Raw genomic sequence first — 14,154 nt, 5'->3', positions numbered from 1 at the left:
AGTATCTGTTTTATTTTTTTAACGAACCTTAACAATTGTAGGCTGTGCCCTGCCCGAGGTTTCCTGGGATAACTTAGAGTTTTTTGATGCGAATGTTTCGGAAGCCCACCGAATCGGTATGGTTTTGAAAGGCAATTTTACCCTTTTTGAAGCTGTTGAAAGCCGGGTAATTTTTCATATTGCTATGGGCAACCTTTTCCAGAAAGGCGGGGCTGTTGATATCGGCTTTAAAGGTAAGCTTATCGTTTAAGTAAAAGCTAACGATGCCTTTATCTTGAATGATGCGTGCGATGTTCCATTGGCCATGGGGTTCGGGTCTGGAATTGCTGGATAGGCAATCTACGGAGTAGAGGCAGCCTGCCCAATGGGTGGAATCAACCTGGTGGCGCTCTTCGGCATTTGCATTGTCTAGCAGCTGCATTTCCAGTCCGGTAGCGAAAGTTGCCGCATAGCTGCTGTCTTCTTTTACATTGATGAAAATGCCGCTATTGCCTCCTTTTTTCACCATCCAATCAAATTCAAGCTCGAAATTTTCATATTCCTGATCGGTAATCAGGTCGCCAAAAATGCCGTCTGAACTTGGGTCGCAAAGCAAGGTCATGTTTACTACCTTCCATTTTGAAGGCACCTTACCATGATTGTAAATGTGAAAACCATCGAGATTATTGCCATTGAACAAGGGGAACCATTTGCGTTCTTTCTGGTAGTTGCAGGCATTGCAGAGCAGAAGGGCAAGTAAACAAGCGAAAAATTTATACATGGGGCTAGCGTTGATGTGTTTATGAAGCTAAAATAAGCATTTCCATCAACAAGCCCTGCGCCAGCGTCTTAAAAATTAATAGCGTGCTATTTCGTCTATTTGTTCCATCACGAACTTTAAGGTTAGCGGGTCTGTCACATCACCTTCGCTGTTGAGTTCGTTTTGAATTAAAGGAATATGGATTTTTAAGGGCAACACATGCATGCGTAAATAGTTGCAAACCCCTGTAAAATGGTCTATGCCTCGAATATTGCCATACTTACCCGTAGAAAGCCCTACCAAAGCTGCTTTTTTATGGTAAAAAGAAGCCGGAAAGGAACAAGCATCAACAAAGAGTTTCAAAATACCGGGGTAGCTACCGTTGTATTCGGGGATAATAAAGATGAACTTTTTTGCGGCAGATACTTTCTCCTGAATGGGGGCGAAGGCCTCGCTGCGTTGGCCGTATAAGTCTGTTACAGAAAGGGTATCCGGCAAGTCTTCCAAGGATAATATGTCGAACGCTTCTCCTTTTTTTGCCAGTTCTTGCTGGTAGAACTTCGCAACCCGTAAGGAGTTGGAGCGGTTTCGGTTTGTGCCAGATATAATTAAATTCATTGTTTATATGTTACTTATAAAAAGCATGTTAGATGGGTGTCGATACCTAAATCAATTTTTCGTATCTTAGCATCCTGAATAGTCTGTTTGAGAATAGCTCCAAAATTAAGAAATTTAACATCATTTAAGTAGCGAATATCGTAAAGCTATGTTAATTTGCATTTTTATTAGAGCAGGACAGACAGAAGTAGTAGTTTCAAAATCTGAGGAATCATCATGGGAAAAATTATTGCCATAGCCAATCAAAAAGGAGGAGTAGGAAAAACCACTACTTCCATTAACCTTGCAGCTAGCTTATCCATATTAGAATATAAAACCTTGCTTGTCGATGCCGATCCGCAAGCAAACTCCACCTCAGGTATTGGTTTCGATCCACGTGCTATTAAAGCCAGTATTTATGAGTGTTTAGTAAACGATTTGGACCCACGGGAAGCCATTCAACATACCGATACACCCAATTTAGACCTGTTGCCAGCACATATTGACCTGGTAGGTGCCGAAATTGAAATGATTAACCTGGAAGAGCGGGAGTTTAAGATGAAGCGCATCTTGGATACCGTGAAAGACGATTATGACTTCGTGATTATCGACTGTTCGCCGTCTTTAGGCCTGATTACCATCAACGCCTTAACCGCTTCCAACTCGGTGATTATACCGGTTCAATGTGAATACTTCGCCTTAGAGGGGCTAGGAAAGCTTTTAAATACCATTAAAATTGTACAAAACCGCTTGAATACCGCGTTAGAGATTGAGGGTATTCTATTGACGATGTACGATGTGCGTTTGCGACTTTCAAACCAAGTGGTGGAAGAAGTGAGAACCCACTTCCACGATTTAGTGTTCGATACAATTATCCAGCGGAATACCCGCTTAAGCGAGGCACCAAGCTTCGGTATATCGGTTATCATGCACGATGCTTCTTGCAAAGGAGCCATCAACTACCTGAACCTTGCGCGCGAGATTCTGGAGAAAAATGGATTGTTAAAAGAAAATACCCAAACAGTAACAGTATAGTATGGCAGCACAACAGCGAAAAACGGGATTGGGTAAGGGATTAGGTGCTTTATTACAGCAAGAAAATATTGGCGTTTCCAATAGTCCTTCCAGCAGTACCCCTGCTCCAAAGACCCCGAGCTCTCCAGCAGGGAGCATAAACTTCATACAAGTAGCACAAATTGCAATAAATCCGTTTCAGCCACGTACGGACTTTGACGAGCAAGCCTTGCGCGAACTCGCCGAGTCTATTGAAGTACAAGGCTTGATTCAGCCAATAACCGTTCGCCAGATTGGCAAGAACGAATACCAGTTAATTTCAGGTGAGCGTCGTTTAAGAGCCTCAAAAATTGCCGGCATTACCGAAATTCCGGCTTATGTGCGCACGGCGAATGACCAACAGATGCTGGAAATGGCCTTGATCGAGAATATTCAACGTGAAAACTTGAATGCGATCGAAATTGCAGTCAGCTTTCAGCGCATGATTGAGGAATGTAATTTGAAACAAGAGGAATTGGGCGATCGAGTAAGTAAAAACAGATCGACAGTAACCAATTACCTGCGTTTATTAAAGCTTCCTCCTGTTATTCAGGCGGCCATTCGTGATGGCGACCTGACCATGGGGCATGCACGTGCCTTAATTAATGTTGGTGAGGTGGATAAACAGCTGTTTATTTTCCAGGAAATCTTGGAAAAAGGCTTATCCGTACGTAAAACAGAACAATTAGTGCGTGAGGTGCAGCAAGCCGATGAGAAAAGACGTCGTAAGCCGAAGCGCACCGATCAGTTAGATTTTCAATACCAGAAAATTGAGGATGATTTGGCATCCAAATTTGCTACCCGCGTAAAACTAGACTTAAAAGCCACTAAAGGAAAAGGATCTATCGTGATTCCTTTCACCTCGGAGGATGATTTAAGTCGCATCTTAGAACTCCTAGATTGGTAATGATAAAATTTGCTTGGCTTCTGGGCTTATTATTGTCCTTTACTGTGGTTTCTGCACAGGTGAAGGATACGATTCCTGAAAAGGGTAAAACCAGCAAGCTGCAGGATAGTACTGCTTTGAAAGCTGTCGCCGATTCCGCTAAGCTGAAAGTGGCACAAGACAGCAGTAAAAAGGAAACCCGTGCAGAACGTAAGGCCCGTGAGAAGGCCGAAAAGGAACGCGAGAAATTCTATTACAAAGATATTTTAAAAGACTCTGCCCGTTTAGAAATCGAGCGTCTTTCCCGGGTTGCTTGGAAACGCTCGCTCATTCTTCCAGGATGGGGTCAGTATACCAATAAAGGCCTGTGGTGGATCAAAGTTCCGGTTATTTACGGCGGCTTTGTTACCTCCTACTTGGTGTTCGATTATTGGCAATGGTATTATAATATGTTTCTGGACGAGCTGCAGTATAGACAGGAATTTGGCACCGGCTCTGACGGTGTTTTGGGACGTTGGGATGAAGCAGGCTTGATAAAACAGAAAGATTATGCACGTAGAAATCGTGATTTAACTATATTAGCAACTGTAGGCTGGTATGGATTGAATATCGTCGAGGCTTACGTGGATTCTATCTTGAAAAACCGATGGAATGTCAGCAATGACTTGAGTATGAAAGTTTCACCTACCTTTCTGCCTACCTACGCCAGCGCTGGGGGCATGCAAGCGGCGGGCTTTTCAACGAGAAACCTGCTTTCACCAGGCATCAAGATGACTTTTACTTTAAAATAGATATTAACCAATTAACTGAATATGAAAATTGTTTTATTGGGATACGGCAAAATGGGGCAGTTGATCGAACGCTTTGCGATGAAACGCGGGCATGAAGTCGTGCTGATTGTCGATGAAAATAATAGAAACAGCATAGAGCCGGAAGATCTAGAACATGCCGATATGGCGATTGATTTTAGCACACCGCATGCCGCATTAGATAACATCAGCCTCTGTTTTGAGGCTAATTTGCCTTTAGTGGTAGGCACTACAGGCTGGTATGAGCACCTTGATGAGGTGCGGGAAACCTGCCTGGAAGCCGATCAGGCGCTATTATACGGTTCCAACTTCAGCATCGGTGTCAATATCTTTTTCCACATCAACAAACTGTTGGCTGCGGCCATCAATCCGTATAAACAATACGATGTGCAGGTAGAAGAAATTCACCATATCCATAAATTGGATGCCCCTAGCGGCACGGCCATCACCATTGCGGAAGGGATTCTGGAAAATACAGATAGCAAGAAAAGCTGGGTAAACTCGGTGGAAGGTGCTGGGGAAGAGGTGATTCCGAAGCCGGATGAATTATTGATCGAAAGCCTGCGTATTGAAGAAGTGCCCGGTACACATACGGTACTTTACAGCTCGGAGGTCGATCAGATCGAGTTTAAGCATACGGCACATAGCCGTGAAGGCTTCGCTTTAGGCGCAGTTATTGCTGCGGAATGGCTCCTGGGTAAACAAGGGTTCTTCCAGGTTACAGAAATGTTTGATTTTAATAAATAATATATGTGGTATATCATTTTTGCCATACTAACGATTGCCTCGCTTTACGGCTTATATTTATTGTATAGAAAAGCCGGAAAACAAGGCTGGGAAGCTGTAGTTCCGTTTTATGGCCAATATGTCATGGCACAACTTGTCGGTCGGCCAACCTGGTGGATCGTGTGGTTGTTGGTGCCAATCGTGAATATCTTTATCTTTTACGACTTCTTTTTAAACTTCATCAAGTCCTTTGGGAAAACACGTTTCTGGGAAAATGCCGCAGCGGTATTGGTTCCATTTATTGTGTTACCGATGTGGGGAAGAGATCCGCAGGTGAAGTATCTGGGACAATCGACAACCGAAGAATTCAAAAAGAAATATCCGTATAAGAAGTCGGTAGGCCGAGAGTGGGCAGATGCCATCATCTTCGCTACTGTGGCGGCTTCTTTAATCCGTGGCTTCTTGATTGAGGCTTATATGATTCCAACCGGATCGATGGAGCGTAGCTTATTGGTTGGCGACTTTCTATTTGTGAGTAAGCTTAACTATGGGCCACGTATCCCGATGACGCCATTGGCATTTCCATTTGCGCATCATACCATGCCGGTTACGGGGGGTAAAGCCTATTCGGAACTGATTAAAGTGCCTTATAAACGTTTACCGGGCTTCCAAGACATCAAACGTTATGATGTAGTGGTGTTTAACTTCCCGGAAGAGACGGAAAGACCTATCGATAAACGCGAGAACTACATTAAGCGTTGTGTGGGCTTACCGGGAGATGTGGTGTCGATGGAGCGTGCTAAATTGTTTGTGAACAATGAGCCTGCTTTTACCGACCCTGATTTCCAAACGAATTACATCGTGTTGACTGATCCTTATGGATTGGATATGAAACGCCTTTTAGATATGCGTATCGAGGTAGATCACACCAATACGAACCCTTCACAAGGGGTGTATGTGATGCACATGACCAAGGAGGAAGCGGAAACTGTGAAGGCCTGGAGCAATATCAAACAGTTTACAGAGCAGATTTTTGAGCCTGGAGATGCGAATCCTGCAGCGGCGGCTTTCCCATTCTATGAAAGCGGACCGGTTTGGAATTACGACAACTTTGGCCCGATTACCGTGCCTGCAAAAGGATGGACCGTGAAATTGGATAGCTTAACCATGCCTTTATATCAGCGTGCTATACAGATTTATGAAGGCAATACCTTGGAAACAAAAGCCGATGGGTATTACATCAATGGCGCCAAGGCTGATTCCTATACTTTTAAAATGAACTACTACTGGATGATGGGTGATAACCGCCACAATTCCTTAGACTCGCGTGGTTGGGGTTTTGTGCCGGAAGATCATATTGTAGGGAAAGCCTTATTTACCTGGATGAGCTGGGATAAGGACGGTTCCTTCTTATCGAAAATCCGTTGGAATAGAATTTTCCGAGGTATTGAATAATACGCGGTGAAAGGATATTAAAAAGGGGGACTGCATGGCAATCCCCTTTTTCTAATGTTTTATTTTAAGGCGGCTAAATAGCGCTTGATGGTTTCCTCCAAGCCGAGGTAAAGGGCATCGGCAATTAAGGCGTGGCCGATACTAACCTCTAGCAATCCGGGGATATGCTGGTTGAAATAGGCCAGGTTGTTTAAGTCGAGGTCATGGCCGGCGTTTAAGCCTAATCCTACTTCTCTAGCTTTCAATGCGGCCTTGAAATAAGGGGCAATGGCTTCTTCCTTATTGAATCCGAACTCCGCCGCATAGGCTTCGGTATAGAGTTCAATGCGATCAGTTCCGGTTTCCGCAGCGGCTTCAACCATATCTTCCACAGGATCGACAAAGATGGAAACACGAATGCCTTCATTCTTAAACAGCTTCACCATTTCTTTGAGGTAATCTTTGTGCTTGATGGTATCCCAGCCATGGTTGGAGGTGATTTGTCCTAAGGCATCAGGTACCAAGGTCACTTGGGTAGGGGTGTTGGCCAATACCAAGTCGATAAATTTTTGCTCCTGGCAATTTCCTTCAATATTAAATTCAGTTTGGATGTTCGCTTTCAGGTTGTAGACATCCTGATAACGGATATGACGTTCGTCAGGACGTGGATGGACGGTAATGCCTTCTGCACCAAAGCGCTCGCAGGCTAAAGCCGCCGACAAAACATTAGGAACATTTCCACCACGTGAATTCCGTAGCGTCGCAATCTTATTAATATTTACGGATAGTTTAGTCATAATAGTTGTCTTTTTACAAATTTACAATTTAAGGCATCATCTTCGGTCATTTAATAAATTATTATGCCGGTTTCAATGGATAAAATTTTTTAAATTGCATGCTATATGGATGGACTGGATTTCAATCTTTTAAGTGGCTTTCGCCTGCTAGACTTTATCGATATCATTCTTGTTGCGATCATTATCTACTATGTGTATAGTTTGATCAAGGGAACTATTGCGGTAAATATCCTGATTGGGGTTGGTTTGTTCTATGGTATCTACCTGGTGGTGAAGCAGATGGAAATGCGCCTGCTAACCGAGATATTCGGTGGGTTTATATCCGTAGGGTCCATCGCGTTGATCGTGGTTTTCCAGCAGGAAATCCGTCGATTTTTGTTGCATATCGGGAAGAACATCTCCTTGCGACGCAAGAAATTCTTCTGGTCGGTGTTCGGGACGAAGAAGGCCAGCCATGCCGATAACTCCGAGTATATCCGCCCGATCGTGGAAGCCTGTAAAAGTATGTCGAGTTCCAAAACCGGCGCCTTACTGGTCTTTTCGCGGTACTTTGATGAGGAGTATTACCAAACAAGTGGCACCACGATAGATGCTCCGGTATCCAAACGCCTTTTAGAAACCATCTTCTTCAAGAACTCGCCTCTGCATGATGGGGCCGTAATTATTGTCGATAACCGCATTATGACCGCCAGTTCGGTATTACCTCTCTCCGATAGTGAAGACCTTCCTCCGCAATTCGGACTCCGCCATCGTGCCGCCATCGGCGTTACAGAGGTATCGGAAGCGGTGGCTGTCATTGTATCCGAAGAAACCGGCGAAATCTCCTTTGCCAAAGACGGGAACATCAATATGAACCTGAACGCGCAGGAATTGGAGAAGATTCTGATGGAAGAACTGTAGTTTGCTGAATTATATTTTTTGTTACGCAATAATTACTGAACAATTGTTTTTGTTTGCTGATTTTTCGATAACTTTATTCAAAATATAAATCTAAATAGAGTGCTATGTACTTCGAGGAAAACAACCCCATTGATGTGGTCTTAAACGACCTTTTCGAACATTATCGCGCTAATGTTGCTGATGTTGATAAAATTACCAAAGCCTTATTGGAACGTGCGGTGGTGAAACAGCAAACAGATATCGTAAATGACCATATTGCCTTCCGCACCTTGGGCGTACCTCATCTGGGTGTCCAATCGTTCGAGAAAATATTCCTTTCCTTCGGCTATAAAAAAATGGATTACTACTATTTCGAAGGGAAAAAATTGGATGCCTATTGGTATGCACCGCCAAGTCCTGAATACCCGCGAATCTTTGTTTCGGAACTGCGTGTAGCCGAATTGAGCCAAGATGCGCAGGATATTATCACCAAATATACCAAGCATATCACTGCCGATCCGGTAGATGCGCTGGATTTAAATAACGGGAAAGAACTCGCGGCATTTCTGCAAAAACCATTATGGGACTTACCTACTTCCAAGGAGTATGAAACCCTATTGGCTGAAAGTGAATATGCGGCTTGGGTGATTTACAACCGCTATTACCTGAACCATTACACCATAAGTATCCACGAGTTGAAGGATGGATACAATACTTTGGAAGAGTTCAATGCCTTCTTGGAAAGTATCGGGATTAAGTTGAATACTTCCGGAGGAAAGATCAAGACCAGTGCCGATGGCCTCTTGCGCCAGAGCAGTACGGTTTCTGCTTTATATGATGCTAGCTTTTCCGATGGTCAGGTATTGAAAATTGCCGGTAGTTATGTCGAGTTTGCAGAGCGTTCTGTATTGCCCGAATATAAAGAGCTACCAGCTGATCAAATAACATCCAAACACCGTCGTGATGGTTTCGAAACCAATAATGCCGACAAAATCTTTGAAAGTACATATACCACTCAAATAAAACAATAATCCATGGAAGAGGCGTTAGCAGGGCTTGCTCCTCAATTGCATGGGGAGTTGTTCTGGGATAAGCAGATGCGCCTGTTGTATGCAACAGATGCCTCTGCTTATCGGGAGCTCCCTTTGGCGGTAGCTTATCCCAAGGACAAACATGATCTCCTCCTGCTGATTCAATTTGCAAATGATCATCAGACTTCCCTGATTCCGCGCACGGCCGGTACTTCCCTTGCCGGACAGGTAGTGGGAGCAGGGATTGTAGTAGATGTTTCCAAGTACTTTACCGAGATTCTGGAGGTTAATCCTGAGAAATCCTGGGTGAGGGTACAGCCCGGCGTTATCCGCGATGAGTTGAATATGTTCCTGAAACCCTATCAGCTTTACTTCGGTCCGGAAACTTCCACAGCTAATCGTGCCATGATTGGCGGGATGGTCGGGAATAACTCCTGCGGATCGAACTCCTTGATATACGGGAGTGCCCGCGAGCATACCATGGCCGTAAAAGTCTTGCTAAGCGATGGAACGGAGGTCGAGTTTAAAGCCTTATCCTTTGATGCTTTCAGTGAGAAATGTGCTTTAGACACACTGGAAGGGCAGCTATATAGGCAAATCCGGAGCTTATTAGGGAATTACAATAACCAACAAGAGATCCGTCAGCATTTTCCGAAGGCTTCCATCCAGCGAAGGAATACCGGGTATGCTATTGATTTGTTATTAGCTAGCGATCCTTTTACGGCAGATACAGAGCCATTTAACTTCTGTAAGCTTATCTGCGGGTCGGAAGGAACCTTAGCTTTCATCACCGAGATTACCCTGCATGTAAACCTATTGAACAGCAATCCTACGGGCTTGTTGTGTGTGCACTTCGCGAGTTTGCAGGATGCTTTACACGGTAATTTAATCGCCTTGCAGCATCATCCCTTAGTGAGCGAGCTGATGGATAGTTACATTTTGGAATGTACGAAAAGCAATCTAGAGCAATCCAAAAACAGATTCTTCGTAGATGGGGATCCTGCGGCTATTCTGATTGTAGAATACGATGGGGTAGACGAGGTCGCTATTGCACAGAAAGTGGCCGCAGTAGAAGCCGATATGCGGGCCGCAGGATTAGGCTATCACTTCCCGGTTGTTTATGGATCGGATAAAAAGCGGGTTTGGGATCTGCGTAAAGCAGGCTTAGGACTCCTGAGTAATGTGCCGGGCGATGAGAAACCCGTGGCGGTTATTGAAGATACCGCTGTTGATGTAGCAGATTTACCCGCCTATATTGCCGACTTTAATACCATCCTTGAAAAATATAAGCTCTATGCGGTGCACTATGCGCATGCGGCAACGGGCGAATTGCACTTAAGGCCGATTATCAACCTTAAAACTACCAAAGGAAACCAGCTTTTCCGGGATATTGCGCTGGAAATAGCACATTTGGTGAAGAAATATCAAGGTTCTTTAAGTGGCGAGCATGGGGATGGTCGTTTGCGAGGGGAGTTTATCCCCTTGATGATCGGTGACCATAATTACCAGCTGCTGAAGGATATCAAACAGACTTGGGATCCTAAGGGTATCTTCAATCCGGGGAAAATTGTGGATACACCTTCCATGAATAGCTTTCTACGCTATGAACCAGGGCAGGAGAATAAAGCCATTAAAACGGTATTCCGGTATCCGAATCAAACTTACCTGCAGCATGTCGAGCAGTGTAATGGCTCGGGAGATTGCCGGAAATCACATCTTTCCGGAGGGACGATGTGTCCTTCCTATATGGCGAGTAAAAACGAAAAAGATACCACGCGTGCGCGAGCGAATATGCTTCGCGAGATGCTGACCCATAGTGATAAAGCCAATCCTTTCGATCAGCCCGAGGTGAAGGAAATCCTAGACCTTTGCTTAAGCTGTAAAGCCTGTAAGTCGGAATGTCCATCCAGTGTAGATATGGCCAAGTTGAAGGCCGAGTTTATGCAGGGCTATTACGATAGCCATGGGGTGCCACTGCGCTCCAGGATGATAGGCCATGTCGATAGTTTAACCCAACTCATGCAGCCTATTGCCGGCATCTACAATGTGTTGGTTCGCAATAAGTTCAGTGGCGGGCTGTTTAAACGCATGTTAGGCTTTGCGCCACAAAGGCAGCTGCCTACTATTGCTTCAAAAACCCTGCGCCAATGGTATAAGACAAAAGATAAGCTGTACAGTGGCGTAAAAGAGCCTATAAAGTCTGTTTACTTCTTTTTCGATGAGTTCACCAACTTTAACGAGGTGGAACTCGGCAAGCAAGCTATCCTATTCTTAGAAAAATTGGGCTATCAGGTATTGATGATACCGCATGCCTTTTCGGGCAGAGCCCTCTTATCGAAAGGCTTATTACGCGAGGCGCGCAAGCTGGCCAACAAGAATGTGCAGATCTTTGCAGACCGTTTAAACGCCGATTGTAAGCTTGTTGCGGTCGAGCCCTCCACGATCCTGACCTTCCGCGATGAATACGTCGATTTGGTCGATGAGCCGTATATCGAGGCTGCTGCTCGCATTGCGCCGCATGCCTTAACCATAGAAGAATTCATTTGGGCTGAATATCAAGCCGGCAATATTTCAGCGTCTCAGTTTACCACTGAGCCGAAGGAAGTGCTATTGCATGGGCATTGTCAGCAGAAAGCCTGGGGTTTATTGCCACAGGTGAGCCAAGTATTGGCTATTCCCAGCAATTATACCGTAAAGAATATCCCTTCCGGCTGTTGTGGAATGGCCGGATCGTTCGGTTATGAAAAAGAGCATTACGACTTATCCATGCAGATCGGGGAGCTGGTACTCTTCCCTGCGGTAAGGAACAAACAGCCAGATACCTTGTTAGCGGCTCCGGGCTCCAGCTGTCGCCATCAAATTCAGGATGGTACCCAACAAACCGCCCTACATCCCGTCGAAATACTGTATCAAGCCCTCAAATAAGGCCCTAAAAAAGCCTTTATGTTATGCATAAAGGCTTTTTTAGGATTTAGCAGGAAGCCTATTTCTTAGCCGCTTCCAATGCTTGCGTATTCAACTTGATATACTCGGTATTCTTTTGCGATTTCGCCATTTTTAAGCCTTCTTCTGCAGCTTTTATGGCACCCGCTTTATCGCCGGCTTTCGCAAGCACTAAAGATTTCCAATATTTAATATGCGGCGCTTTGTTGTTGCCTTTGTCGGCCTCAACCATCCAGGCAGCAGCTTTCTTGATGTCTAAGTTATGGTTGAAATAATACTGGGCAGCCTGGAAATAAGGTTTCTTCTCGCCTTGCATCGCTTCATCAATGCTGGCCATAATCTCAGCCTTTTGATCAACCGTGATATTGAACCCAACGCGGGTTTTTTCCCAAGCCAGGTAAATTTCCATCTCTTGGTCGTTCACCTTGTCAAAGCCAATGGTGAAGGATTCCACGTTATTTCTCAACTGTTCAGGTTTCACCTTGATGCGTAGCACATCATCCTTCTTATCGTAGGTATAGGCGCCCCATTGTTTTGCATTTTTGTTAAAAATAATCGTCCACTCGTTTTCAGTAGGCAAAGTAAACAAGGCGTAGGTACCCGCCTCTAAGGCCTGGCCATTAATGCTGACATCGCTCTGAAAGGTAATGTTAGTCGCATTATTCGCACCGGTACGCCAGATTTGATTATAAGGAACTAGATCACCAAAGATTTTCCGCCCCTTCATGTTCGGACGTTGGTAGATCACGCTTACCTGACTGATGCCCAAATCCTGAATGATAAACTGAGTACTACTCGCCGGTGGTAATTTTAGCTGTGCGTCAGCCTGTTGTGCGCTAAGCATTAAGCCGCTAGCTAAAAGAAAAGTTAATGCAATTTTTTTCATATTCTCAAAACTTGAATTCTCGAATATACGAAGCCTAGCTTAAAAAACAAACGGAGATAGTTGCCTATCTCCGTTTAAATATGTTGAAACGTTTATTTCCTTACTTTATGCCCTGCCATAGCATAGTATAAAATGAAGAGGTAACAAGGTAAAGCGATCCAATAAGCCTGGTGCGAGCCAATGGAATGTGCCAACTGACCGTAAAGCAATGGAATAACAGCACCACCGGCGATACCCATAACCAGAATGCCGGATGCTGCACTGGTAAATTTACCCACACCTTTTAAAGCCAAAGGCCAAATGGCTGGCCATACTAATGAGTTGGCTAAACCTAACAAACCTACCAAGGTTAAGGAAACCATACCATCTGTAAATACGATACCTACCGTTAAGATAATCCCTAAAATAGCACATAGCTTCAAGGCCGTTTCTTGCGAAAGGTATTTAGGAATGGTAGCAATACCGATGATATAACCCACCACCATAGAAACCATGGTGAAGGAAGTAAAGAATTTTGCTGTATCTAATGGAATGCCTAAGTAAGTTCCGTAAGCAATAATGGTGTCTCCGGCCAATACCTCCACCCCAACATAGGAGAATAGGGCAATAAAGCCTAAAATTACGTGTGGAAAATCAAAAATACTGTGCTTTGTTTCCGACGCATTGTGGTGTGATGCATCTTCTTCCTCATCACCTTTCACTTCAGGAAGGTTAGCTTTAGAAATCCAGAACGCTAAAATCAATAATACAACTACGATACCGATGTAAGGATTCACCACCTGTAGGGCAATTTTATCCAAAGCCGCTGCCGACTCTTCCGGACTCATCGTTGCCAATTGCTGTTTTACTTTATCGGCCTCGCTTAGGTTCAAGAAATAACCCAAGATGATTGGCGCCAAAGCTCCAGCAAATTTATTACAGATCCCCATGATACTGATCCGTTTGGCGGCAGTTTCTACAGGGCCTAAGATCGTGATGTAGGGGTTAGAAGCTGTTTGAAGAATCGCTAAACCACCACCCATGACGAATAAACCGGTTAAAAACAGTAAATACGTACGTGAGTAGGCAGCAGGAATAAACAATAGGGCACCTACGGCCATAATGCCTAAGGAAATGGCCATACCGTTTTTAAAGCCAAAGCGGTTTAATACCCAGGTTGAAACCGGTGCCATCACCAAGTAGGCAATATAGAAGGCAAAGGTTACAAAATATGACTGTACTTCGCTAAGCTCACAAGCAATACGCAAATACGGAATCAATAGGGAGTTTAACCAGGTTGCGAAGCCAAAGATGAAAAATAGGGAACCTATTATGATCATCGGCCCGACGGTAGATTGATTATTTTGATTGTTCATAAGATTGATTAAATCGATT

The 14,154-nt window shown here is 44.4% G+C and carries 13 protein-coding genes; 8 read left to right on the top strand and 5 right to left on the bottom strand.

What is annotated here, in order from left to right; genetic code table 11:
• Positions 1-73: 73 nt before the first annotated feature.
• Together GQF63_RS06970 and GQF63_RS06965 are read right to left on the bottom strand one after the other, a co-directional pair.
• On the bottom strand, positions 74-760 hold the full coding sequence (locus GQF63_RS06970; RefSeq protein ID WP_160368493.1) for a 3-keto-disaccharide hydrolase: 687 nt from the start codon (positions 758-760) through the stop codon (positions 74-76).
• Positions 761-835: 75 nt separating this feature from the next.
• Positions 836-1,357: an NADPH-dependent FMN reductase gene (locus GQF63_RS06965; protein WP_160368492.1), complete on the bottom strand. Its 522-nt coding sequence runs from the start codon at positions 1,355-1,357 to the stop codon at positions 836-838.
• 216 nt (positions 1,358-1,573) lie between these two features.
• Between GQF63_RS06965 and GQF63_RS06960 the strand changes: the two genes are divergently transcribed.
• Genes GQF63_RS06960 through lepB form a run of 5 tightly spaced genes read left to right on the top strand, consistent with a single transcriptional unit; the run spans position 1,574 to position 6,265 of the window.
• Positions 1,574-2,371: a ParA family protein gene (locus GQF63_RS06960; RefSeq protein WP_160368491.1), complete on the top strand. Its 798-nt coding sequence runs from the start codon at positions 1,574-1,576 to the stop codon at positions 2,369-2,371.
• A 1-nt stretch (position 2,372) separates the two neighbouring features.
• Positions 2,373-3,296: a ParB/RepB/Spo0J family partition protein gene (locus GQF63_RS06955; RefSeq protein ID WP_160368490.1), complete on the top strand. Its 924-nt coding sequence runs from the start codon at positions 2,373-2,375 to the stop codon at positions 3,294-3,296.
• Complete coding sequence (locus GQF63_RS06950) at positions 3,296-4,066, top strand: DUF5683 domain-containing protein (RefSeq protein ID WP_160368489.1); 771 nt, start codon at positions 3,296-3,298, stop codon at positions 4,064-4,066. Before GQF63_RS06955 ends, GQF63_RS06950 begins: the two co-directional genes overlap by 1 nt.
• A gap of 21 nt (positions 4,067-4,087) precedes the next feature.
• Entirely contained in the window at positions 4,088-4,831 is a 744-nt protein-coding gene (dapB, locus tag GQF63_RS06945; protein ID WP_160368488.1) for a 4-hydroxy-tetrahydrodipicolinate reductase, read from the top strand.
• Between the two features lie 3 nt (positions 4,832-4,834).
• On the top strand, positions 4,835-6,265 hold the full coding sequence (gene lepB, locus GQF63_RS06940) for a signal peptidase I (protein WP_160368487.1): 1,431 nt from the start codon (positions 4,835-4,837) through the stop codon (positions 6,263-6,265).
• A 59-nt stretch (positions 6,266-6,324) separates the two neighbouring features.
• On the opposite strand, the gene GQF63_RS06935 is transcribed toward lepB, so the two are convergent.
• Complete coding sequence (locus GQF63_RS06935) at positions 6,325-7,041, bottom strand: pyridoxine 5'-phosphate synthase (protein WP_160368486.1); 717 nt, start codon at positions 7,039-7,041, stop codon at positions 6,325-6,327.
• Positions 7,042-7,146: 105 nt separating this feature from the next.
• Between GQF63_RS06935 and cdaA the strand changes: the two genes are divergently transcribed.
• The 3 genes from cdaA (at position 7,147) to GQF63_RS06920 (ending at position 11,876) form a co-directional block, all read left to right on the top strand.
• Complete coding sequence (gene cdaA, locus GQF63_RS06930) at positions 7,147-7,941, top strand: diadenylate cyclase CdaA (RefSeq protein WP_212592487.1); 795 nt, start codon at positions 7,147-7,149, stop codon at positions 7,939-7,941.
• A 104-nt stretch (positions 7,942-8,045) separates the two neighbouring features.
• The gene (locus tag GQF63_RS06925; protein ID WP_160368485.1) at positions 8,046-8,951 is read left to right on the top strand and encodes a DUF1338 domain-containing protein; all 906 of its coding nucleotides are present in this window, start codon (positions 8,046-8,048) and stop codon (positions 8,949-8,951) included.
• Between the two features lie 3 nt (positions 8,952-8,954).
• Positions 8,955-11,876, top strand: a complete 2,922-nt coding sequence (locus tag GQF63_RS06920; RefSeq protein WP_160368484.1) for an FAD-binding and (Fe-S)-binding domain-containing protein — start codon at positions 8,955-8,957, stop codon at positions 11,874-11,876.
• A gap of 58 nt (positions 11,877-11,934) precedes the next feature.
• Here the strand turns inward: GQF63_RS06920 and GQF63_RS06915 are convergent, their stop codons facing one another.
• A complete protein-coding gene (locus tag GQF63_RS06915) occupies positions 11,935-12,780 on the bottom strand; it encodes a DUF2911 domain-containing protein (RefSeq protein ID WP_160368483.1) in 846 nt (281 codons plus the stop codon).
• Positions 12,781-12,872: 92 nt separating this feature from the next.
• Complete coding sequence (locus tag GQF63_RS06910; RefSeq protein WP_160368482.1) at positions 12,873-14,135, bottom strand: sugar MFS transporter; 1,263 nt, start codon at positions 14,133-14,135, stop codon at positions 12,873-12,875.
• Positions 14,136-14,154 lie beyond the last annotated feature (19 nt).

The sequence above is a fragment of the Sphingobacterium humi genome (assembly GCF_009768885.1).
In the GTDB taxonomy this organism is placed as follows: Bacteria; Bacteroidota; Bacteroidia; order Sphingobacteriales; family Sphingobacteriaceae; genus Sphingobacterium; species Sphingobacterium humi.
This window is presented reverse-complemented; position numbering and strand designations above follow the sequence as displayed.

Bases quoted from the DNA above. Each gene is read 5' to 3' on its own strand.
- GQF63_RS06970 (WP_160368493.1), bottom strand. From the start codon at position 760: ATGTATAAATTTTTCGCTTGTTTACTTGCCCTTCTGCTCTGCAATGCC.
- GQF63_RS06965 (WP_160368492.1), bottom strand. From the start codon at position 1,357: ATGAATTTAATTATATCTGGCACAAACCGAAACCGCTCCAACTCCTTA.
- GQF63_RS06960 (WP_160368491.1), top strand. From the start codon at position 1,574: ATGGGAAAAATTATTGCCATAGCCAATCAAAAAGGAGGAGTAGGAAAA.
- GQF63_RS06955 (WP_160368490.1), top strand. From the start codon at position 2,373: ATGGCAGCACAACAGCGAAAAACGGGATTGGGTAAGGGATTAGGTGCT.
- GQF63_RS06950 (WP_160368489.1), top strand. From the start codon at position 3,296: ATGATAAAATTTGCTTGGCTTCTGGGCTTATTATTGTCCTTTACTGTG.
- dapB (WP_160368488.1), top strand. From the start codon at position 4,088: ATGAAAATTGTTTTATTGGGATACGGCAAAATGGGGCAGTTGATCGAA.
- lepB (WP_160368487.1), top strand. From the start codon at position 4,835: ATGTGGTATATCATTTTTGCCATACTAACGATTGCCTCGCTTTACGGC.
- GQF63_RS06935 (WP_160368486.1), bottom strand. From the start codon at position 7,041: ATGACTAAACTATCCGTAAATATTAATAAGATTGCGACGCTACGGAAT.
- cdaA (WP_212592487.1), top strand. From the start codon at position 7,147: ATGGATGGACTGGATTTCAATCTTTTAAGTGGCTTTCGCCTGCTAGAC.
- GQF63_RS06925 (WP_160368485.1), top strand. From the start codon at position 8,046: ATGTACTTCGAGGAAAACAACCCCATTGATGTGGTCTTAAACGACCTT.
- GQF63_RS06920 (WP_160368484.1), top strand. From the start codon at position 8,955: ATGGAAGAGGCGTTAGCAGGGCTTGCTCCTCAATTGCATGGGGAGTTG.
- GQF63_RS06915 (WP_160368483.1), bottom strand. From the start codon at position 12,780: ATGAAAAAAATTGCATTAACTTTTCTTTTAGCTAGCGGCTTAATGCTT.
- GQF63_RS06910 (WP_160368482.1), bottom strand. From the start codon at position 14,135: ATGAACAATCAAAATAATCAATCTACCGTCGGGCCGATGATCATAATA.